1 protein-coding gene is annotated in these 1,007 nt (G+C 65.1%); it reads right to left on the bottom strand.

Annotated features, from left to right (window positions below; all coding sequences use genetic code 11):
• On the bottom strand, window positions 1-1,007 hold a 1,007-nt coding region (locus tag OC446_RS30500; protein WP_262032606.1), incomplete at its 5' end, for an IS630 family transposase.

Raw genomic sequence — 1,007 nt, 5'->3', positions numbered from 1 at the left:
CTAGTGTTGTGACTCTAACGCTTGTTTCGCACGGGCGACCTTTTCCAGGATAGCCGCGGCTGGGGCTGTCCAGACAAAAGGTTTGGGATCCGCATTGTGATGCTCCAGATAGTCCATGATGGCGCTCTCCAGCGCGGGCACGCTCGTGAAGGCGCCGCGCCGGATGCGCTCCTGCGTGATCAGGGCGAAGAAGCGCTCCACCTGGTTGAGCCACGAGGCCGAGGTCGGCGTGAAGTGCAGATGAAAGCGCGGATGGCTCGCCAGCCAAGCCTTCACTTTCGGGTGCTTGTGAGTGGCGTAGTTGTCCACGATCAGGTGCAGGGCGAGGCGCTTGTCGGTGTTGCGGTCGATGACGCGCAGGAAGCGCAGAAACTCCTGATGACGATGGCGCTTCATGCAGGTGCCCAGCACCGTGCCGGTGGCCACATCCAGAGCGGCAAACAAGGTCGTGGTGCCATGGCGCTTATAGTCATGGGTCCTCGTGCCGGCGCGGCCCTTCTTCAGCGGCAGGCCCGGCTGGGTGCGGTCGAGCGCCTGGATCTGGCTCTTCTCGTCAACCGCGAGCACCAGGGCCTTGTCCGGCGGATCAAGGTAGAGGCCGACCACGTCCTGGACCTTCTCGACAAAGCGCTTGTCAGTGGAGAGCTTGAAGGTCTTGACCAGGTGTGGCTTGAGACCGTGCGCGTGCCAGATCCGCTGCACGCTGGTGTGGGACAGGCCTGTGACAGCCGCCATCGAGCGCACGCTCCACTGGGTTGCTCGTGGCGGCTTCTCGTGCAGGGTCATGTCGACCACCCGCTGGATCACCGCGGCCGTGAGGGGCTTGCGCCCGGGCGGGCGGGTGGCGTCCTTGAGAAGCCCCTCCACGCCCGCTTGCACATAACGGCGGCGCCAGCGCCGCACGGTGAGAGTGCTCGTGCCAACGCGGGTAGCCACCTCGGTGGCGCGCAGGCCCTCGCCCGTCAGCAGAACAATCCGAGCCCGCCAGACAACCTTCTGGGGCGTGT

Source organism: Microvirga sp. Mcv34 (assembly GCF_024519725.1).
Lineage (GTDB): Bacteria > Pseudomonadota > Alphaproteobacteria > Rhizobiales > Beijerinckiaceae > Microvirga.
Note: the sequence above shows the minus strand (reverse complement) of the source record. Positions and strands in the feature narration are given on the sequence as shown.